This window comes from Neobacillus sp. SuZ13, from assembly GCF_030123365.1.
Lineage (GTDB): Bacteria > Bacillota > Bacilli > Bacillales > Cytobacillaceae > Neobacillus.
In genome coordinates this window covers 1812993-1834360 of record NZ_CP126107.1, presented here as the reverse complement: position 1 = coordinate 1834360, position 21368 = coordinate 1812993, and the positions used below count along the sequence as shown (strand labels likewise).

General features: G+C 38.3%; 22 protein-coding genes. All 22 read right to left on the bottom strand.

The genetic code is table 11. The features are described from left to right. Window positions 1-73 precede the first annotated feature (73 nt). The 22 genes from QNH17_RS08915 to rimP all read right to left on the bottom strand — a co-directional run bounded on the left by QNH17_RS08915 (window position 74) and on the right by rimP (window position 21209). Window positions 74-313 (bottom strand): YlzJ-like family protein, encoded by a 240-nt coding sequence (locus tag QNH17_RS08915; RefSeq protein WP_283878335.1) that lies wholly within the window; start codon window positions 311-313, stop codon window positions 74-76. Then, a complete protein-coding gene (locus QNH17_RS08910) occupies window positions 310-1065 on the bottom strand; it encodes a ClpP family protease (RefSeq protein ID WP_283878334.1) in 756 nt (251 codons plus the stop codon). The genes QNH17_RS08915 and QNH17_RS08910 overlap by 4 nt, the downstream gene beginning before the upstream one ends. Before the next feature lie 97 nt (window positions 1066-1162). Next, complete coding sequence (locus tag QNH17_RS08905; protein WP_283878333.1) at window positions 1163-2830, bottom strand: ribonuclease J; 1668 nt, start codon at window positions 2828-2830, stop codon at window positions 1163-1165. Between the two features lie 227 nt (window positions 2831-3057). Further along, on the bottom strand, window positions 3058-3933 hold the full coding sequence (gene dapA / locus QNH17_RS08900; RefSeq protein ID WP_283878332.1) for a 4-hydroxy-tetrahydrodipicolinate synthase: 876 nt from the start codon (window positions 3931-3933) through the stop codon (window positions 3058-3060). 81 nt (window positions 3934-4014) lie between these two features. After that, window positions 4015-5259: an aspartate kinase gene (gene dapG, locus QNH17_RS08895; RefSeq protein ID WP_283878331.1), complete on the bottom strand. Its 1245-nt coding sequence runs from the start codon at window positions 5257-5259 to the stop codon at window positions 4015-4017. A 33-nt stretch (window positions 5260-5292) separates the two neighbouring features. After that, complete coding sequence (gene asd / locus QNH17_RS08890; protein WP_283878330.1) at window positions 5293-6342, bottom strand: aspartate-semialdehyde dehydrogenase; 1050 nt, start codon at window positions 6340-6342, stop codon at window positions 5293-5295. 202 nt (window positions 6343-6544) lie between these two features. Continuing rightward, window positions 6545-7144: a dipicolinate synthase subunit B gene (dpaB, locus tag QNH17_RS08885; RefSeq protein ID WP_026566481.1), complete on the bottom strand. Its 600-nt coding sequence runs from the start codon at window positions 7142-7144 to the stop codon at window positions 6545-6547. Further along, window positions 7141-8043, bottom strand: a complete 903-nt coding sequence (gene dpaA, locus QNH17_RS08880) for a dipicolinic acid synthetase subunit A (RefSeq protein WP_144549075.1) — start codon at window positions 8041-8043, stop codon at window positions 7141-7143. Before dpaA ends, dpaB begins: the two co-directional genes overlap by 4 nt. A gap of 166 nt (window positions 8044-8209) precedes the next feature. Beyond that, window positions 8210-8452, bottom strand: coding sequence for a YlmC/YmxH family sporulation protein (locus QNH17_RS08875; RefSeq protein WP_088086400.1), 243 nt, complete (start codon window positions 8450-8452; stop codon window positions 8210-8212). Between the two features lie 142 nt (window positions 8453-8594). Next, a complete protein-coding gene (locus tag QNH17_RS08870) occupies window positions 8595-9833 on the bottom strand; it encodes a M16 family metallopeptidase (RefSeq protein WP_283878329.1) in 1239 nt (412 codons plus the stop codon). 96 nt (window positions 9834-9929) lie between these two features. After that, window positions 9930-10877, bottom strand: coding sequence for a polysaccharide deacetylase family protein (locus QNH17_RS08865; RefSeq protein WP_283878328.1), 948 nt, complete (start codon window positions 10875-10877; stop codon window positions 9930-9932). Between the two features lie 157 nt (window positions 10878-11034). After that, window positions 11035-13152, bottom strand: a complete 2118-nt coding sequence (gene pnp, locus QNH17_RS08860; RefSeq protein ID WP_283878327.1) for a polyribonucleotide nucleotidyltransferase — start codon at window positions 13150-13152, stop codon at window positions 11035-11037. A gap of 238 nt (window positions 13153-13390) precedes the next feature. Then, the gene (gene rpsO, locus QNH17_RS08855) at window positions 13391-13660 is read right to left on the bottom strand and encodes a 30S ribosomal protein S15 (protein ID WP_026566475.1); all 270 of its coding nucleotides are present in this window, start codon (window positions 13658-13660) and stop codon (window positions 13391-13393) included. A gap of 185 nt (window positions 13661-13845) precedes the next feature. Next, window positions 13846-14784 (bottom strand): bifunctional riboflavin kinase/FAD synthetase, encoded by a 939-nt coding sequence (gene ribF / locus QNH17_RS08850; RefSeq protein WP_283878326.1) that lies wholly within the window; start codon window positions 14782-14784, stop codon window positions 13846-13848. Between the two features lie 30 nt (window positions 14785-14814). Further along, on the bottom strand, window positions 14815-15735 hold the full coding sequence (truB, locus tag QNH17_RS08845) for a tRNA pseudouridine(55) synthase TruB (protein WP_283878325.1): 921 nt from the start codon (window positions 15733-15735) through the stop codon (window positions 14815-14817). A gap of 235 nt (window positions 15736-15970) precedes the next feature. Next, the gene (gene rbfA, locus QNH17_RS08840; protein WP_283878324.1) at window positions 15971-16342 is read right to left on the bottom strand and encodes a 30S ribosome-binding factor RbfA; all 372 of its coding nucleotides are present in this window, start codon (window positions 16340-16342) and stop codon (window positions 15971-15973) included. Window positions 16343-16359: 17 nt separating this feature from the next. Then, window positions 16360-16641 (bottom strand): DUF503 domain-containing protein, encoded by a 282-nt coding sequence (locus QNH17_RS08835; protein WP_098571697.1) that lies wholly within the window; start codon window positions 16639-16641, stop codon window positions 16360-16362. After that, window positions 16638-18959: a translation initiation factor IF-2 gene (gene infB / locus QNH17_RS08830; RefSeq protein ID WP_283878323.1), complete on the bottom strand. Its 2322-nt coding sequence runs from the start codon at window positions 18957-18959 to the stop codon at window positions 16638-16640. Before infB ends, QNH17_RS08835 begins: the two co-directional genes overlap by 4 nt. 19 nt (window positions 18960-18978) lie before the next feature. After that, window positions 18979-19281 (bottom strand): YlxQ family RNA-binding protein, encoded by a 303-nt coding sequence (locus QNH17_RS08825; RefSeq protein WP_283879464.1) that lies wholly within the window; start codon window positions 19279-19281, stop codon window positions 18979-18981. A gap of 8 nt (window positions 19282-19289) precedes the next feature. Further along, window positions 19290-19562 (bottom strand): RNase P modulator RnpM, encoded by a 273-nt coding sequence (gene rnpM, locus QNH17_RS08820; protein WP_026566468.1) that lies wholly within the window; start codon window positions 19560-19562, stop codon window positions 19290-19292. 19 nt (window positions 19563-19581) lie between these two features. Beyond that, complete coding sequence (nusA, locus tag QNH17_RS08815; RefSeq protein WP_283878322.1) at window positions 19582-20703, bottom strand: transcription termination factor NusA; 1122 nt, start codon at window positions 20701-20703, stop codon at window positions 19582-19584. Between the two features lie 35 nt (window positions 20704-20738). After that, window positions 20739-21209: a ribosome maturation factor RimP gene (rimP, locus tag QNH17_RS08810; protein WP_283878321.1), complete on the bottom strand. Its 471-nt coding sequence runs from the start codon at window positions 21207-21209 to the stop codon at window positions 20739-20741. Window positions 21210-21368 lie beyond the last annotated feature (159 nt).

The following is a 21368-nucleotide window of genomic DNA, read 5'->3' as shown; positions in this document are numbered from 1 at the left end:
ATCAGAGGGTAAAAAGGAAGAAAGCAGCCTTGCTGGCTGCTCTTGTGTGTTCACTTGATTATACCATAATCTACTAATACATAGCGGACAATCCTTCTAGGTTTGTGAAAGAAATTTTTGCTCCCGGGCATATTTGGTTATCCAAGAAATGCTGAGGATCTGTACTTAGATTCCGAATGACTTGAACATTTTGACCATCAATCAACTCTACTAAGAGGGGTATGCCCTGATAGCTGACCATTTGTTGTTTGCTGGGTGATTCTGTCTCATTAGGGAAAATTAATTCGGGCGGCATCATTGTGTAAAGTATCATTGGATCAGCCCTTTATCCTTTTCTTTATGGAGTTCAATCATTTCATTTAACTTTTTCATTGCCTGACCGAGGCCTCCTACTTCATCAATTAAACCTGTCTTAACAGCATCAACACCAATTACATTTGTTCCAATGTCCCTGGTTAAATTTCCTTTTGCAAACATTAAATCTTTAAATGTTTCTTCACTAATTTTTGAATGCTTTGTTACAAAGTTAATTACCCGGTCTTGCATTTTATCCATATATTCGAAGGTTTGCGGCACACCAATCACAAGACCTGTTAACCTTATTGGGTGAATTGTCATTGTTGCCGTTTCCGCAATAAAGGAGTAGTCACAGGAAACAGCAATCGGAACTCCGATGGAGTGCCCACCTCCTAATACAATGGAAACCGTCGGCTTTGAAAGAGTCGCAAGCATCTCGGATATTGCCAGACCTGCCTCAACATCACCTCCAACCGTATTTAATATGATGAGAACGCCCTCTATTTTAGGGTTTTGTTCTATCGCTACAAGTTGAGGAATGATATGCTCATATTTTGTTGTTTTGTTTTGTGGTGGCAGTGCCAAATGTCCTTCAATTTGACCGATAATTGTCAGACAATGAATTTTAGAATCTGTTGAAAGCTGTGGGACATTTGTTTGTCCTAACTGCTGAATTTTTTCTATTAATGCAGAAGAAGGTTTATCTTCTTTTTGGGGTTCCCCGCCTTCTTGACTTGCAGTTTTATCCTTTTGTAAATCGTTATTCATCCTTAATACTCCCTTCAAGCATGATATAGGTTAGTATTATCTTATAAGGTAATTTCATGCCAAAAATAAAAAGCACTGGCATTCCAGTGCTTTCTTTCTAGATTTCCATAATGATTGGAAGAATCATTGGTCTTCTTTTTGTTTTTTCAAATAGGTTACGGTTTAATTCTTCTCTAATTTCTTGCTTTAAACTTGACCACTCAAATGAGTCCTTCGCAATATTTCTCTCTACAATGTCACGAACTAGTTTTGTTGACTCCTCCATCAATTTTTCTGATTCGCGAACATAAACAAATCCTCTAGAAATAATTTCAGGACCAGCTGCTATACTCTTGTCTTGTTTTTTTAATGTCACAACAACAATTAGGATTCCATCCTGTGATAAGAGCCTTCGATCACGAAGCACAATATTCCCAACATCACCAACACCAATGCCGTCAATTAGAATATTCCCAGAAGGAACCTTGCCTGCCACGGCGAGCCTGCCTTCCTTCCATTCAAGAATATCACCACGGTCAGGGATAATAATTTGCTCATCAGTTAGCCCACATTCCAAAGCTAATTTCCGATGGGCCTTAAGCATCCGGTATTCACCATGTACAGGAACCAGATATTTTGGTTTCATTAAGTTAATCATAAATTTTAATTCTTCTTGACTGCCATGACTTGATACATGGATGGTCCTTTTACCCGATATAACATTAGCACCAGCTCTAAAGAGCATATCGATAGTTTTAAATAAAAATACTTCACTACCTCTTAATGGGGAAGCGGCAATTAATACGGTATCTCCTTTTTGAATGTTAACCACTTTATCCATTTGCTTTGCCATTTTTTGCAAAGCCTCGATTGGTTCACCTTGACTTCCAGTCATTAATACGACAATTTCCCGATCTTGATATTCTTTTATCTGACTAACAGGAATAATTAAATCCTCATCTACTTCTAAATATCCCAAATCAAGGGCAATATGATAAATTCTCTCCAAGCTTTTTCCAACCACGGTGACTTTACGTCCGTTTTCCTTGGCTGCGTTAAAAATATGCTGAATTCTATTTATATCTGAGGCAAAGCATGCTGCAATAATCCTTCCAGGTGCATTATAAAAGGCATTGGACATTTCGCGCTCAACAATTGCTTCTGATGCTGTATAGCCAGGCTTTTCAGCTTCTGTACTATCAGACAATAAGCATAGGACCCCTTGTTCCCCGATAGCAGCCATCTTTCCTATTTCAGGTTTATAAAGCTTTGTTGCCGCTTGATCAAATTTAAAATCACCTGTATAGACAATGATTCCTTCAGTGGTATGAATGCAAATCCCTACAGAATCAGGAATACTGTGATTGGTTTTAAAGAAGCTTACATCTACTGCATCTAAATTAACAATCGTATCAGACTGAACTTCAATAAAATTGGTTTTACTAAAATAATCTTGCTCTCTAAGTTTTGCACTTGCAAGAGCCAGTGTGAGCTTAGTTCCATAAACAGGTACATCAATATTACGGAGAACATACGATAATGCCCCAATATGATCTTCATGACCATGTGTTAAAAATATTGCCTTTACCCGTTCCTTATTTTCTTTTAAATATGTAATATCAGGAATCACAATATCTATGCCTAGCATTTCTTCCTCGGGGAACATTAAGCCGGCATCAATAATAAATATGTCCTTGTCCACTTCAACCAGATACATATTTTTACCGATTTCTCCTACACCACCAAGTGTGATTACCTTAATGGAGTTATTAATTTTGTTTATCAATTTGTAAATCCTCCTATGTTGTAGCTAAATTTGTTTTATTGAACTCCGAAAAATGTCTAGCTGTAGCTCCGCTCTTTTGGGTGCATCCGCTTTTCTTATTTCCGATCCAAATCAGTTATGATTATTATACTTGATTTTTGAAAACCTTTCCAACAAAAAAGTAATAATGGAGGTTTACTGAAATAAAAAAGCCAACCGACTATTTTCTTTCGGTTGGCTTTTTCAATTCATTTTAATTGTTTTAATAGAGTAATTAATGTTGTACGTTCTTCTTCTGTCAGCCCTACGAGTGGGAGCCTTACTGACCCGACATCTAATCCTGATATCTGTAACGCTGTTTTTACAGGAGCAGGACTCGGAGCAGCAAATAAACCTTGCATAACTGGGAGAAGCTGTTGGTGCATTTTAGCAGCCTTTTCATTTTCACCGTTAAAAAATGCTTTAACCATTTCCTGCAGCTGATTCCCAATTACGTGTGATGCAACCGAAATTACACCTACCCCGCCAATAGAAAGAACAGGGATTGTCATACTATCATCCCCACTATATAAAACAAAATCATCATCTGTATTTGCAACGATATGTGTCATAGCATTAAGATCACCGCTTGCTTCCTTAACCGCAACAATATTCGCTATCTTTGAAAGTCGAATAATGGTCTCAGGATGGATATTAACTGCAGAACGGCCAGGTATGTTGTAAACCATTACCGGCAAGACAGTTGCTTCTGCAACAGCCTTAAAATGCTGATACAGGCCTTCTTGATTTGGTTTATTATAATAAGGGGCAACAATCATAATCGCATCGACACCCAGCTGCTCAGCTTTTTTTGTCAATTCAATGGATGCGTAGGTATTATTGCTTCCTGTTCCTGCTATTACAGGAATGCGTTTATTTACAACTTTAACAACATGATCAAATAATGCCAGTTTTTCTTCTTTTGTTAAGGTTGGTGATTCACCAGTAGTTCCTGCAATTACAAGGGAATCTGTTCCATTTTCAATTAAATAATTCACTAATTGCGTGGTTTTAGCAAAGTCAATATGACCTTTTTTATCAAAGGGAGTTACCATTGCAGTCGATACTCGCCCGAAATGAACCATATTTCTACTCCTCTCAATACCGTCAAGCATAATTAAATCCACATTCATCTAAGGGATTTACTATTCATTTGAAGATAACTTTTATAAATCAGTATAATTAAATTCTACTGATTCATCTTCTAACTGAAAGGCGTCGTGAAGGGCATTAACCGATTTTACTAAGTCCTCCTGCTTTACAAGTACCCAAATCGTAGTATGACTATCTGCAGATTGCAATATACGAATCCCATAATCCGATAAGGCAGTCACGATTTGGGAGGTAACGCCAGGGACACCGGCAATTCCTGCACCAACTACAGAAACCTTCGCACAATGACGCTCAACGACGGGGTCATGGCCTAATTCATTTAGAACTGTAATTGCACGGTCCGTCATTTCTTCCGTAACTGTATAGATCACTCCATTAGGAGAAATATTGATAAAATCTACACTGATTCCTTCATTGGCCATTGCCTTAAAAACTTCAGCCTGCAAGTAATATTGATCCTTTTTTGCAAAGACTTTAATTTGCGTAACATTTGAAACATGGGCGATTCCGGTAACAACTCGTTCCTTGATATCACTGCCACGATTATTTTTATTTAAGGAAGTAACTAATGTTCCTAAATTATCAGAATAAGTCGAGCGAATCCGGATTGGAACTTTAGCCTGCATAGCGATTTCAACTGCCCTAGGGTGAATGACCTTTGCCCCTTGATAAGCCATATTACATACTTCAGTGTAAGTTACAACAGATAGCGGTCGTGCATTTTCAGCAATACGCGGGTCGGCTGTCATAATTCCTTCCACATCTGTAAATATATCAATATATTCAGCGTTTAGGGCAGCTCCTAAGGCAGCCGCTGAAGTATCACTTCCACCCCGGCCAATGGTTGTCATATCACCATTTTTTGCCGCTCCTTGAAAGCCTGCTACCACGACAACATCATTACTCTCTAACTCACTAAGCAACCGATCACATTGCATATCAATAATTTTTGCATTTGTATGGTCATTATTTGTACGGAAACCTGCTTGTGCACCTGTTAATGATACAGCATTTATTCCGCTCTCTAGTAACATATTAACAAACACTACACTGGAAATAACTTCACCACATGACAATAATAGATCATGTTCGCGTTTTGATATTTTACTTAAATTTCCACCGACTAAAGAAAGTAATGAATCTGTTGCATAAGGATCACCTTTTCTTCCCATCGCGGAAACAACAACTACCACTTTATAGCCATCAGCTAAGGCTTTTTCGATATGGCCTTGAGCATATTTTCTGCTTTCTTCATCTTTAACAGATGTACCGCCAAATTTTTGAACAATAATTTTCATGGGGACACCAAAACCTGCCTTTGTGATGTAACTTTATTTTACAATACCTAATTTTACTAAACTTTCTGCGATTTGGACAGAGTTCCATGCTGCTCCTTTAAGCAAGTTATCAGAGACAACCCACATATGAAAACCACGAGATTCATCGATATCTTTTCTAATTCTACCGACAAAAACATCATTTTTCCCAACGCAATTTGCAGGCATTGGATATAGTTGATTTTCTGGATCATCTTGTAAAATAACACCTGGAGCATCCTTTAACAATGCTTTAATGTCATTCGCACTAACATCATCCGCTTCAATTTCAAAATAAACTGATTCAGAATGACCAACTGCTACAGGAAGCCGAACGCAAGTTGCCGAAACCTGTAACTCTGGTAAATGCATGATTTTTTTGGTTTCATTAATCATTTTCATCTCTTCAAATGTATATCCGTTATCTTGAAATTTATCAATTTGTGGAATCGCGTTAAAAGCAATTTGATAGTGATTTTTATCTGACTTCACTGGTAAAATCTTTGGTTCATATGCTTCTCCGTTTAAGATTGACTGCGTTTGCTGCATTAATTCCTCCACAGCTGCAGCACCTGAACCAGAAACAGCTTGATAAGTGGAGACGATCACCTTTTTCAAACCAAATTGTTGACGAATTGGCTCAAGGGCAACAACCATTTGAATAGTGGAACAATTGGGGTTAGCAATAATTCCATTATGTTGATGAAGGTCCTCTTCGTTCACTTCAGGGACAACTAAAGGGGTATTCTCATCCATTCTAAACGCACTAGTGTTGTCCACCACGATCGCACCACGCTTAACTGCTTCTGGACCAAGCTCCTTAGAAACACTGCCTCCTGCACTAAAAAGGGCTATCTCAACGCCTTCAAAACTCTCAGGCTTAGCTTCTTCAATCGTATATTCCTGTCCATTAACTTCTACTTTTTTCCCTGCTGAACGAGCTGAAGATAATAGGGTAAGTTTTCTGATTGGGAAGTTCTCTTTCATTAATGTTTGTATCATTTGTTGTCCTACTGCTCCTGTTGCTCCAACAACAGCAACGTGAAATCCATTTTGTTGTGTCATTACTAGTTCCCCTTCCATATTCATCGTTGTACATTACTGGTTATCATACTTTAAAAGGAAATTGCCATATATAACATCCAGCTTTGTTTAATAATTATTTTATTATCTCATCAGTGGGTTGAATTTTCCCACTGATGATTGAATAATTTATTTTAACATATTCCTTTAAAGAAATAACCTATTTTGATGAATGAGGGAATTATTAGTCAGAATCTTTATATCTTTCAACTAATACAGGTTGAATTTGTTTACCTTCGATTGCTGCTTCTACCGTTTCTGTAAGCAGGGTCATTCTCGCAACCATCGAATTGGGCTTTTTAATTGGGTCATCCTGACCATACGGAATAAAGTATATATTCTTGGTAGCCATTAATCTCATTAAATTTACCCCATTTAAACCCAGTGCATCATTTGTAGAAATCCCCAGCACCACAGGCTTTAAATTACGCAGTGTTGCTTTTGCTGCCATTAACACTGGGCTATCATTCATGGCATTAGCGAATTTACTCATTGAAACCCCTGTTAATGGAGCAATTACCATACAATCTAAAGGAATTTTTGGTCCAAGCGGCTCTGCTTTTACGATGGAGTCGATTACTTTGTTTCCTGTTAAATCCTCAATTCTTTGGATCCAATCTTCCCCTTTTCCAAAGCGGGTATCTGTATTTTTAACTGTAAAAGTCACGACTGGCATTACCTCTGCACCGGCTTGCACTAACTTTTCAATTTCTGGGAATACAGCGTCATACGTACAATGCGAGCCGGTTAAGCCAAAGCCAATTCTTTTACCTTTTAAACTCATTTCACTTTCCCCTTTCGCTTTCTTAAATCATCTTGAAGCAGTTGGGCAAGAACATTGGCTAAAATTTGACCTGCCGTTTTCGGAGCGACAATTCCCGGCAGCCCCGGTGCTAGCAATGCTTTAATCCCTCTTTTTTCTGCATAACGAAAATCAGTACCTCCTGGTTTGGATGCCAAGTCAATAATGAGCGTATGTGAAGGCATTTTTGAAATAACCATCGCTGTTACGATCAAATGTGGTGCTGTATTTATTAAAATATCGGTGTCTTTCACTTCATTAACTAGATTATTTAAATGGAATGGTGTTAATCCCATCTCAGTAATCCTTGCTAAATGCTCACTTTTCCTTGCTCCTACCTTAACTTTTGCTCCTAGTGCCGCAAAAGTTCTTGCCACACTCATACCCACTCTCCCTAAGCCTAGAACCGTAATATTCGACCCATGTATTGTAAAATCAGTATGTTGAATCGCCATCATAATAGTCCCTTCAACCGTCGGAATTGAATTGTAGATGGCCACATCATCCCTTTCAAATAATTGAATAAGAGTTCGTTTAGCTTCCTTAGTAATTCCATTTAAATAGGAATTGCTAATTCCGGAATAAATCGTACAATGCTCAGGTGTCTTTGCAAGCAAATCTCCTGTCAAAATAACCTTTTCATTTGAAAAGATTGTTTCTACCTGACCTTCTAAATTTGTACCGGGAACTGGCAGGATAAGGGTATCCATATTTGAAAAATCGACTTCATCCAACTTTTCCTTGACGGCACCAGTAAAGGCATGGTCAAGTTGTTCAAAACCAATAAGCGATAATCTCGCATCTAATTCGGTTAACTTGCGGATGATTTCCAGCTGTCTGGCATCCCCGCCAATCACGGCAATCTGCATCCCTGTCAGCATGAAAACATTCACCTTCTTTTTTTTAAAAATCCTTCTAAGAATCCTTTTCTTTATATCACTTCACCATCTTATGTCGGTTCTCTTCATTCGGTGAGTTTTCCATACGTACTAAATAAAAAAAGCCCAAGCAAGATGAAACTTGCTTGGGCCAACTTAGGTTTGTGTTTTAATCTTCGTCTGGTACATCGATAATGATCATATCAGAGCCTATTTTTTTTATATGCTGCCACGGAACCCTAATTTCTTCCCCTTGTTTACGAAAACCAAACCATTTTATAGAAGGAATAAGCAATGCCTGAATTTGTCCTGTCCCTTCATTAATTTCTAAATCGGTTTGCCCGAGTACTCCCAGTCGTTCTGCCTTTTTAACATCCACTATTTCTTTTCCGCTTAATTCACTCAATCTCAATGCAATAGCCCCCTTCCTTCTCCCTACAATTAGTTTATAAGAGGAAGTCCTTATTTAGACTAAAGAAAAGCTTGCAGAGCTAAGAAGTGGAGTTTTCCATCTAAAAAAAGAGGTATCCCTCTAAATGGAATACCTCATCTTATTATGAAAGTTTATTAGGAAATTCTCCGTCTGGGCTTATTAATGTTACAGAATATTTATCTGTAAAGATATTTCTTGCCATTTCATCTACTCCGTTTTTTGTAACTGAATCAATCTGTTCAATTATTTCATCAAGGGAACGGTGTCGTTTTAATAAAAGTTCATTTTTCCCATTACGGCTCATCCGGCTATTTGTGCTTTCAAGACTTAGCATTAAACTGCCTTTAAGCTGCTCTTTACTATTAGTTAATTCCCTTTCGGTAATCCCATCCCGCTTTAATGTATTAAGTGTTTCTTGGATGGTTTCAAATAATACATTTAGCTGTTTCGCACCAGTTCCGCCGTATACTGTCACAATCCCACTATCTTGGTATGCAGAATGGTAAGAGAATACTGAATATGCTAAGCCCCTTTGCTCACGAACCTCTTGGAACAATCTCGAACTCATACTTCCGCCTAATATATTATTTAAAGTAATTAAGCTGTAAATGTCTTCATGCCCCACCTTTAATCCTTCAAAACCGATGCATAAATGGGCCTGCTCAGTTTCTTTTTTACGAGAAATTTGATTCGAATGAAAGGTTGGAATATTTTCATTTACTTGTTGGTCCGCACCTTTATAAGATCCAAAATACTTTTCGACCTCTTTAATAAATGCATCGGATACATTTCCAGCAATCGAAATGACCACATTTTCTGGAGTATATCGCTCATGGATATATTCCTTCAGTGTTTCTCCAGTAAACGTATTAAGTGTTTCCTCTGTACCTAGGATCGGATAGCCAAGTGGGTGATCACCAAATACTGCTCTGCTTAATAAATCATGAACGATATCATCTGGAGTATCTTCATACATTTTTATTTCTTCTAAAACTACGTTTCTCTCTTTGTTTAATTCCTCCTCAACAAATGTTGAGTTGAAGAACATATCCGCGAGTACATCTAATGCAAATTGGGAATGTGTATCAAGGACTTTAGCATAATAGCATGTATATTCCTTAGAGGTAAACGCATTCACCTGCCCGCCGATACTATCAAAGGATTCGGCTATTTCCTTTGCTGATCTAGTTGTAGTGCCTTTAAAGAACATATGCTCAAGAAAATGGGAAATACCATTGTTTACGGGGTTCTCATCTCTCGAACCAGTACCTATCCAAACACCAATTGCTACCGAACGTACGGTAGGAATATTTTCTAAAACGATTCTTACTCCATTTTGGCATGTGTATTTATTAATCATCGACTTCCTCCAGTCTATAAACGCAGCTGATTCTCCATCTATCATTATACTTATAATAGTGTATTTTCTCCAATTTTCAGTATTTCTTACCCATTATTATTGGTCCACTCTTTCTTCACTCAATAATTCTGAAACAGTGCCAATTTTTAGGTTTTTTTGTTCAATTTGAGTAATCAAGCGATCAAGTGATTTTGCTGTGGACTCTGTTGGATGCATGAGAACCATTGAACCATTATCAATTTTTGACATGACTCGGGAAACAAGCGCATCAGGAGTTGGTTTTCTCCAGTCAACCGTATCAACCGTCCACATAACGGTCATCATATTAAATTCAGCGGCCACTTTTACGGTTTCATCCCGATAGCTGCCACTAGGAGGGGCAAACCAAACACATTTCTTACCAGTAGCGGCTTCAATAATTTCGTTGGTTTTCACTATTTGTTCCCTGGCTCTCGCAGCAGTCAGTTGTTTCATATCAGGGTGAGAATAAGAATGATTGCCGACTTCATGACCTGAACTAACAATCAATTTAGCAAGATCGGGATTTTTTTTAGTCCAGTTTCCTTCCAGAAAAAAACTCGCTGATACATTATGTCTTTTTAACGTAGCAAGCATTTCAGATAAATATTCATTCCCCCACGCTACATTAATAATAAATGATACCATTGGTTTATCCGGATTCCCCTTATAAATTGGGGATGGAGGCAAATCTTTGAGGTGGACCTTCGGTTTTATTTGCGTGAAGATAAGTTTTTTTTCATTAAAAACGCCTTTACTTTTCATATTCTTATATGATGCTTTAATGTCAACCTTCCGTCCATTATAGCCCGGAATTGCTTTCCAAACCCTGTCTATGGTCGCATCTTTAGGCGCTATATCGTATGTATGGGCATTTTTAATAATACTTTGGTAAAGAGGGTCTGACACTTTTGCTGCTGGCAAAGATGATTCCTTTTTAATTGTTAAGTATTCGCTAACAAATGGATTACTTACTGTGATCCATCCGACAATACAAATAATTATTATGATAGAAACCTTTTTCATCTAACTTTCCCCCTTTCCATAAGATTATGTATAAAAGGGACAAGGTAGAACTTCAGGTTCTTCAATACAATATTGCAAAATTTAAAAGAAAAAAGTGTATGATTTACATATGTAAAAAGCCAGGGTAATTACCCTGACTTAACTATTTAGATTCTTATTATTTGTTTTCTTCGGCTTTTTCACGCTGTTCTTTTAAGACAGCCTTTCGGGAAAGGTTTACACGACCTTGCTTATCAATTTCAGTTACTTTAACTAAAAGTTCGTCCCCGATTTTGACAACGTCTTCCACTTTACCGACACGTTCTTCGGCAAGTTCAGATATATGAACAAGACCATCTTTTCCAGCAAAGATTTCTACGAAAGCTCCAAACTTTTCAATTCGTTTTACTTTACCAAGATACAATTCGCCTACTTGGACTTCACGAACAATATCTTCGATGATCTTCTTGGCTTTTTGGTTCATTTCTTGATTTGTTGAGGCAATAAATACTGTACCATCCTGCTCAATATCAATTTTAACACCAGTTTCTTCAATAATCTTATTGATCTGTTTTCCACTAGGTCCAATAACATCACGAATTTTATCTGGATTGATTGTCATCGTCAAGATTTTCGGTGCAAACTGCGAAAGCTCTGATTTTGGTTCAGAAATCGTAGCTAGCATTGAATCCAAAATATGCATTCTGCCAACCTTTGCCTGTTGAAGGGCTTCTTCTAAAATCTCACGTGAAAGTCCTTCAATCTTAATATCCATTTGAAGGGCAGTAACCCCTTTAGCTGTACCGGCCACTTTAAAATCCATATCTCCAAGATGATCTTCCATCCCTTGAATATCAGATAACACAGTATAGTGCTCACCAGATTTCACAAGACCCATTGCAATTCCGGCTACAGGAGCTTTAATCGGTACACCAGCATCCATCATTGCTAAAGTGCTAGCACATATACTTGCCTGTGAAGTCGAACCATTGGATTCAAGTACCTCAGATACAAGACGTATCGTGTATGGGAAATCCTTTTCAGACGGAACGATTGGTTCAAGTGCACGTTCACCAAGGGCACCATGACCAATTTCACGGCGACCTGGTCCACGAATTGGACCTGTCTCACCTACGCTGAATTGAGGAAAATTATAATGATGCATAAAGCGTTTTTCTTCCTCTATTCCAAGTCCATCAAGAATTTGTACATCTCCCATTGCTCCAAGTGTACAAATACTTAAGGCCTGAGTTTGTCCACGTGTGAACAGACCGGAACCGTGTGTGCGAGGTAAAATACTTATCTGTGAAGAAAGCGGACGGATTTCGTCGATTTTACGGCCATCAGGACGAACCTTCTCAACTGTAATTAAACGACGTACTTCACCTTTAACAATCTTGTCCAATATTTGCTTAACTTGTTTTAAATCTTCATCCGTTGCTTCTTGATCTTCATATTTAGCAATAACTCGGTTTTTCACCTCTTTAATAGCGTCTTCACGGGCATGCTTCTCTTGAACCTGGATGGCATTTACCATATCAGCTTCACACATTTCCCTCACTTCAGCCTCGAGGTCCTTATCAATTTCATAAAGAGTTATTTCTCTTTTTGGCTTTCCGATTTCAGAAACGATTTTTTCTTGGAATTCAATGAGGCGCTTAATCTCATCATGACCAAACATAATCGCTTCAAGCATCGTTTCCTCAGGAACCTCTAACGCCCCTGCCTCTACCATGTTGATGGCATCTTTCGTACCTGCCACAGTTAAATGAATATCACTTTTTTCAGCTTGTTCCACGGTTGGATTTATGACAAATTCATTGTTAACCCGACCAACAACGACACCAGCAATCGGCCCTTCAAATGGGATATCTGAAGTACTTAGTGCTAACGAAGAACCAAACATTGCTGCCATTTCTGTTGAACAGTCCTGATCCACACTCATGACAATACTAATAACTTGAACATCATTGCGGAACCCATCGGCAAATAGTGGACGAATAGGTCTGTCAATCAGTCGGCTGGCTAAGATTGCTTTTTCACTTGGACGACCCTCACGTTTAATGAAGCCCCCAGGAATTTTACCAACTGCATACAAACGTTCTTCATAGTTAACAGTTAATGGAAAAAAGTCTAAGTTTTTAGGTTCTTTTGATGCTGTTGCCGTACTCAATACTGCTGTATCCCCATAACGAACTAGGACAGCACCGTTTGCCTGTTTGGCTAATTGTCCAATTTCGACAGTTAATTTACGACCTGCCCAAACAATGGAATACTCATGTTTCAATTGTTCCATATTTTTACCCCTCTCTATCTAAATCACTTAGGAGGATGAAGCGAAAATTTCTACCCTCGCTGTACTCATCATTCTAAACTAATATTAAAAAGCTTAAAAAGCTTATATTATCAATGCAAATCACCTTAATAGTATGCACAAAAAAGTCATGACTTAAAAATATGTATAAAAAATTCTTTATTTAGCAATAAAGTTTTTTAACCTAATAAAAAAGCGGGAATAATCCCGCTTCTGTAAACTAACGACGTAGACCAAGCTTATTAATTAACACACGGTAACGTTGAACATCTTTGTTACGTAGGAATGTTAAAAGATTACGACGTTTACCAACCATTTTCAAAAGACCGCGACGTGAGTGGTGATCTTTCTTATGAGTACGTAAGTGCTCATTCAAATTGTTGATTGATTCTGTAAGGACAGCGATTTGAACTTCTGCAGATCCAGTGTCGCTTTCATGAGTTTTAAACTCATTGATAAGTTCATTTTTACGTTCTTGAGTGATTGCCATCCGGATTCACCTCCTAAATTTTACAAATCCCCTGATACCGAGCAAGCGTTGGTGATTCGTCTTGCCAAGTAGAGGTTATTTTTAATACGTTAATAAGAATACAACTTTTTACGCCAAAAAGCAAGGCAATAACAAAGTTTATTGTAGGAAAAACACCTTTTAAGACGATAATTAAGAAGAATTTCTTATTTGTTAAAGTAAATAAGCGAATTTTGCTTATCACGTTCAATTTGTGCGACGAGCTCTTCAATTCCTGAAAATTTTTGTTCATTACGTAAGTGAAGATGCCATTCAATAATCACTTTTTCACCATAAATATTTTCATTAAAATCAAATAAGTGAACTTCCACCGAAGGAAGGAATGCATCCTTATTAAATGTAGGTTTAAAGCCAATATTACATACGCCAGTGTACCATTTTGAATGTACTTTCATTCGAACTGCATAAACACCGACAGGCGGCATAATATACTCATCATTAAAATCTACATTCGCAGTAGGAAAACCAATCGTCCTTCCTCGTTTATCACCATGGATGACGATGCCTGGTGTTGTATAATATCTTCCTAATAATGAATAGAGTTCGTTGGTCCTGCCTTCTTTAAGCAGTTTGCGAATTCTGGTTGAACTTACCTTTTCCTCACCTTGTGTAAATTTTGGAACAATTGAATAAGAAAATTTTTCTCTAGAATGAAAGGGCAATGTTTCCATTGTTCCTTTTCCCATTCGTCCATAGGTAAAGTCAAAACCAGCGACCACATGCCTTACGTTCAGGCTAATCACATATTGGTCAATAAATTCTTGTGGCAGCAAATTAGCAAACTCCACACTAAAATGAATAATAAATAAATAATCAATACCTAGTTCTTCAATTATCTTAATTTTTTCAGTTAATGGGGAAATATACTTAATCTGCTTATCTGTTTTTCCTAATACAACGGAAGGATGTGGGTCAAATGTCATCACCGCACTGCAAATTCCTTTTTCTTTAGCTTGATTTTTGGCCTCAAGAATAACCTGTTGATGTCCACGGTGAACACCGTCAAAGTATCCTAACGCCATTGAGAGAGGCGGATATTCATCAATTGCATTATTAAATGGGAATCTTAGCCTAATTACTTCCAAAAGAAACTCACCTTTTCTATACCGTACCTTTTAATCTAAATCATTTCGTAACACTTTAACTGGTTTAAAGAGGTCAGGCTTGTTAGGATGCTTTGAATAAATAGCAAGAGCCATTCCATCTACAGTTTCAACGATAATCGGTCCGTTACTAGTTTTTAAATGTTCAGGCATTTGTAATAATGCGCCATTTTTCACTTTCTCTGCTACTTTATCATTAATTTGGAGTTTCGGCAAATGAGAAAGTGCAGTTTCTAGAGGCCTTAATACACTCGAAATCGTTCCTGCTTCCATATGTTTTTCAATCTCTTCAAACGTTAAGCAGTCTTCTAAGGAGTAAGAAGCTGATTGAACTCTTTGCAGGTATGACATATGTGCTGGAAAGCCAAGCATTTCACCAATCATTACAGCCAAGGTTCGAATATACGTTCCTTTACTGCAACTGACTCTAAACTTAAATTTTATCGTTTCACCGATATATTCAGATTGATCGTCTAATAAGTCGATTGAATAAATCGTTACCTTCCGAGTTGGACGTTCGACCTCAATGCCTTTGCGCGCGTATTCATACAGTCGGACACCACCCACTTTTACTGCCGAGAACATTGGTGGTGTTTGTTCAATTTCACCAGTTAATGACTGTAGTACTTTAAGAATTTCTTCCCGTTGAATAACCCTGGTTACTGACTTCTCGGCAACTGTTTCACCTGAAGCATCTTCCGTTGTTGTTGAATAACCAATAGTTACTTCTCCCTCGTATGCTTTACCTGCATCCGTAATATATTCGGCCACTTTAGTTGCTTTTCCAATACATATAGGAAGTACCCCTGTGACGTCTGGATCCAGTGTGCCTGTATGCCCTACTTTTTTTGTTTTTAAAATTTTCCGTAACCGAAAGACACAATCATGTGATGTTAGTCCCGCTGGTTTAAATAAAGGTAGTATTCCTTCCACTCTATAACCTCCAAAAAGAAAAGCGCAAGTGCCCTGGTCAGCGGCGTATGGCCTGGAGCACTCCAACCGAGATAAAGGAAACACGAAGAGTGTTAGCGTATTCGTGCTTGACTTATCGTAGGGCGGAGAGCGAAGGACACTAGCCGCTAGGGCACTGGAGCTAGACAGTAATCTTAGTTCAAAAACTTATACATTCTTTTCATATTAAAAAAAGGATAGACGTATGTCTATCCAGTTATTCTTCTTCCCTATTTTCTAAAGGCTTTTCATCCTTATGCAGTTGGTGAAGAAGTGTATCGATTCGATTCCCGTAATCGATCGATTCATCCCATTCAAAGATGATCTCAGGGGTTTTTCGAAGACGAATTCGGTGGCCAATCTCGGTCCGAATAAAGCCTTTCGCTTTGGCTAGACCCTTTAAAGTATTTTCCCTTTGTTCTTCATCCCCTAATACGGAAATATATACTTTGGCTTGTTGTAGATCACCTGATACTTCAACATCGGTAACCGTAACAAAACCAATCCGGGGGTCTTTAATTTTACGACCGATAATGTCACCCAGTTCTTTCTTCATTTGTTCTCCAACACGATTTGCTCTGTGGCTCATCACATTCACCTCTTAACTTAAAGCCATTCAATCTCGGTGATCGTTCTCTCTATCTCTGGAAAGGAGTCAATTAATTTTAACGCATTATTCAACTCATGTTCCGTGTTTACACGAGTGGAAGTGACGACAACGATCGCAATTTTCGTTCGCTGCCACACATCCTGAAAGCCTACTTCAGCTACAGAAACATTAAATTTCTGTTTTAAGCGAGTTAGGATCCTTTGTAAAACCGCTCGTTTCTCCTTTAACGAATGCGCATCATAGATTATACATTCGCATTCAGCTGCACCGATGATCATTTACGTTCAATTTCTTCCATTACATATGCTTCAATGATGTCTCCTTCTTTCACATCATTAAAGTTTTTAATGGTAATACCACATTCGTACCCTTGTGATACTTCTTTTACGTCATCCTTAAATCGTTTTAACGCATCAATATTACCTTCAAAAGTAACAACACCGTTACGAATTAGACGAATTCCACTGTCACGGGTAATTTTACCATCCGTAACATATGAACCAGCAATCGTCCCAACTTTTGAAACCTTGAAAGTTTGACGAATTTCTGCCTGACCAATAATCTTCTCTTGGAATTCAGGATCAAGCATACCTTTCATAGCAGCTTCGATCTCTTCGATAACTTTATAAATAATGCGGTGAAGACGAACGTCTACTTTCTCAGCCTCTGCTGCACGTTTAGCATTAACATCTGGGCGGACGTTAAAACCGATGACGATGGCATTCGATGCAGCGGCAAGACTAATATCCGACTCATTAATCGCACCAGCGCCACTATGAATAATTCTGATGTTGACACCTTCAACATCTATTTTCTGTAATGAAGCGGCAACGGCTTCAGCAGAACCTTGAACATCTGCTTTTAAGATGATATTTAGGTCCTTCATCTCACCTTGCTTCAATTGATCAAATAGCGTTTCTAGACTGACAATCGATTTTTCACCACGTTGGGCTACCAATGCAGATTGAGCTCTTGTTTCCCCAACTTGACGTGCAGTTTTTTCATCTTCAAATACAACGAAACGGTCCCCTGCCTGCGGCACGTCATTAAGTCCAGTTATTTCAACCGGTGTGGATGGACCTGCTTCTTTCACGCGGCGGCCTTTGTCATTTACCATCGCACGTACACGACCGAACGTGTTACCAACTACGATTGGATCACCAATTTTTAATGTACCGTTTTGGACAAGTAAAGTTGCAACAGAGCCACGGCCCTTATCCAATTGAGCTTCAATTACAGTACCTACAGCTTTTCGGTTTGGATTAGCTTTATATTCCTCTACCTCACCAACAAGAAGGATCATTTCTAATAAATTATCGATTCCTTCACCTGTTTTTGCGGATAGTGGAACAAAGATAGTATCCCCACCCCAAGCCTCTGAAACTAACCCATGTTCTGTTAATTCCTGCATTACACGGTCTGCATTGGCAGCTTCTTTGTCCATTTTATTCACTGCGACAATAATTGGAACCTCGGCAGCTTTCGCATGGTTGATTGCTTCAACTGTTTGTGGCATTACACCATCATCAGCAGCTACGACAAGAATGGTAATATCGGTAATTTTAGCTCCGCGTGCACGCATTGTCGTAAAGGCAGCGTGTCCTGGAGTATCAAGGAAGGTTATTTTTTTGCCATTTTCAACAACTTGGTACGCACCAATATGTTGCGTAATCCCACCAGCTTCTCCTTCCGTTACCTTTGTGTTTCGAATGGAGTCAAGCAAGGTTGTTTTCCCATGGTCAACGTGACCCATAATTGTGACGACAGAAGGTCTCTCTACAAGAGAATCCTCTGAATCCTCAGTAAAGTAAACTTCAAGGTCAGTGGTATCCACTTTTATTTCTTCTTCAACCTCAACACCATACTCACTTGCAATTAATTCAATTGCATCTTTATCTAATACCTGGTTAATTGTTGCCATTACTCCAAGTAAAAAGAGCTTTTTAATAATTTCCGAAGGCTCACGATAGATCTTTTTCGCTAATTCACCAACCGTTAGAGATTCACTAAAAGTAATTTTAGCTGGAAGTTCCTTCTCTTTTTTCTTCTGTGGTTGTGATTGTTGAACTGGCGTATGAGTCTTCTTCTTATTTTTATTATTATTATTATTGCGATTTTGATTATTATTATAAGGTCTGGACTTTGCTTTATCAGCATTATTGAAGACCTTATTCTCTTTGGATTGATTTTCCTGGTTTTGCTTTTTGCCTTCTACCGCTTTTGGAGGCGAGACCACTTTTACTTTCGTTGGAGCAACATTATTATCGGCCGCTTCTTCAAATGCTTTTGCTGTTTTGGTTTGCACTTGCGGTCTTTGGGCTGACTGAGCAGGCCTTTGGCTTGAACGTTGCTGCTGTTGCCCTGGACGTGAGTTAGTTCGTTGTGACTGCTGTCCATTTTGTTTATTCTCTTGTATTTGTTGTGGCGTGTTGTTTTCTTTTTTGCTGAATGCTGCGTCAAGCTTTTTAACGTCTGCGTCTTCTATTGTTGCCATATGGTTAGAGACCTCTATATTCATTTCTTTTAGTTTTGTGATGATTTCTTTACTTGAAATGTTGTGTTTTTTTGCGTATTCATATACACGTATTTTACTCATCTTTTCACCCCCGCTAGATTTAATCGAGCAACGTTACCATTTTTTTTGCAAAGCCATCATCCAGTACAGCTACAACAACGCGGGCTTCCTTGCCAATCGCTTGGCCAAGAAGATGACGATTTTCCACAAATTTATATGGAACCTCATACGAATTACACTTATCAGTAATTTTTTTTGTCGTATTTGCAGAAGCATCTGCGGATAATAAAATGAGGCGTGCCTTTCCGTTTTGAATCTGCTTCACGGTTAGCTCCTCACCTGATATGATTTTACGTGCTCGATTGGCCAAGCCAAGCAATGACATCCATTGATTCTCTTTCATTTGGATTGTCAATTCTCCTTCTCTATAAGCTCAAGTAGCTCTTCGTATAACGAATCATTTATAGAAACCTGTAAGTGATTAGATAGGGTATTTTTTTTCTTGGCAAGTAAAACTGCTTCCTTGTCCTTTGAAAGGTAGGCACCTCTTCCGGATTTCTTCCCCGTCAGGTCGATGGATACATCCCCTTCTTTTGAGCGAACGATGCGAACTAGTTCTTTTTTCGGCTTCATTTCACCGGTTGCTACACACTTACGCATAGGAACTTTTTTCTTTTGGTTCACTCATCATTCACCTCACTTTTTAATCTAGCTCTTCTTCATAATCAAAGTCATTTTCAACCTGATCATCAAAAAGCCTAATGGTTTCTTCACGCGGATAGATACCAATTTCGCGTGCTTCTGTTTCTGATTTAATGTCAATTTTCCAACCTGTTAATTTTGCTGCTAAGCGGGCATTTTGTCCCCGTTTACCGATTGCCAATGAAAGTTGATAATCAGGAACAACAACAGTCGTTGCTTTTTCATTTTCATTCACCATTACATCTAAAACTTTAGACGGACTAAGAGAATTTGCCACAAATACTACTGGGTCCCCTGACCATTTAACAATATCGATTTTCTCACCTTTTAATTCATTAACTACCGCTTGAACCCTAGCTCCTTTAGGCCCAACACAAGAACCAACAGGATCTACCTCGGGATTATCTGAATGAACAGAGATTTTCGAGCGGTCTCCTGCTTCACGAGCAACTGATTTAATTTCAACGGTTCCATCATAAATTTCCGGTACTTCAATCTCAAACAGACGTTTTAAGAGGCCTGGATGTGTCCGCGAAACAAATATTTGGGGACCTTTGGTCGTTTTTTCTACTTTTGTAATAAATACTTTGATTCGATCATGAGGTTTATAACGTTCATTCGGCATTTGTTCATTCATTGGAAGTAATGCCTCAATTTTCCCAAGACTTACATAAATGAATTTCGAGTCCAATCTTTGAACAATACCAGTCATAATATCTTCTTCACGGTCGATAAATTCAGAATAAATAATTCCTCGTTCTGCTTCTCTAACACGCTGGGTAACAACTTGTTTAGCTGTCTGAGCTGCAATCCGTCCGAAATCTTTAGGAGTGACTTCCATTTCGACAACATCTTCAACTTGATAATTTGGTGAGATTTGTCTAGCATCCTCTACCGAAATTTCAAGTCGAGGGTCAAATACTTGATCGACCACTTCTTTTCTAGCAAAAACACGCATCGATCCTGACTGTAAATTTATATCAATCCGAACATTCTGGGCCTGATTAAAATTACGGCGATAAGCCGAAACAAGTGCTGCTTCTATTGCGTCTATGATTACATCTCTGGAAATACCTTTTTCTCTTTCCAGTATATTAAGAGCATCTAATAATTCGCTGCTCATCTTTGTGTATCCCCCTATCTTTTCCTATAATTTCATTACGAAAAAGTAACCGCTAAGCGCGCATTTGCTACCTTTTCATAGGGAAGTTCAACCGTCTTTTTACGGGTCTTTATCTTCATTTCAATTTTCAGATGCTGTCCATCAAATTCTAATAAGGTCCCTTCAAAGCTTTTTTCCCCATCGATTGGTTCATAAGTTTTGATAAAAACATTTTTACCGATTGCTTTTTGAAAGTCTTTATCTTTTTTTAATGGACGCTCTGCCCCAGGTGAAGAAACTTCAAGAAAATAGTTATGGGGAATCGGATCAAGCTCATCGAGTTTTTCGCTGAGTTTTTCGCTAACGAGTCCGCAATCTTCAATATCAACACCGTTGTCTTTATCGATATATACGCGTAGAAACCAACTTTTCCCTTCTTTCACATACTCAATTTCCACTAATTCTAAACCAAGTTCTTGAAAAATAGGTGCAGCCAATTCTTCTACAACTTCCGTTACCTTGCTCATGCTCTACCTCCTTTTCCGATAATTTCACCCATATTGTATGTAGTTCACGGAAAGTTTTATCAAGTTATACTAAGAAAAAAAGTCGTATACAAAAAGGAAAGAGCGGGTTTCCCCACTCTTGTTCACGAGAGTATTTCTTAGTATTTCCAATAAAACTAT